This window comes from Arthrobacter sp. Y3225116 (assembly GCF_059091245.1).
In genome coordinates this window covers 1-285 of sequence record NZ_JBNHGL010000620.1, presented here as the reverse complement: position 1 = coordinate 285, position 285 = coordinate 1, and the positions used below count along the sequence as shown (strand labels likewise).

Sequence of the window (285 nt, the reverse complement as noted above, 5' to 3'; positions counted from 1 at the left end):
CGGGGCATCCGCGCGCTGGTCTTCCGCGGCGGGGACGGCCTGGATGAGCTGACCACCACGGGCCCCTCGTCGGTATGGGAGGTGCGCGGCGGCGCGGTGACGGAACACGACCTGGACCCGCTGGACCTCGGCATCCCCCGGGCAACGCTGGACGACCTGCGCGGCGGCGACGCCGCCGCGAATGCCGAAGTGGTGCGCCGCGTGCTCGCGGGGGACAAGGGGCCGGTGCGCGACGCCGTCGTCCTCAACGCGGCCGCCGCCCTGGTGGCCAACGACGCGACAGCC

General features: G+C 76.1%; 1 pseudogene. It reads left to right on the top strand.

Going from position 1 to position 285, the window contains the following annotated elements:
- Positions 1-285, top strand: a pseudogene (locus tag AC5RV2_RS19245) (anthranilate phosphoribosyltransferase); the annotation flags it as partial.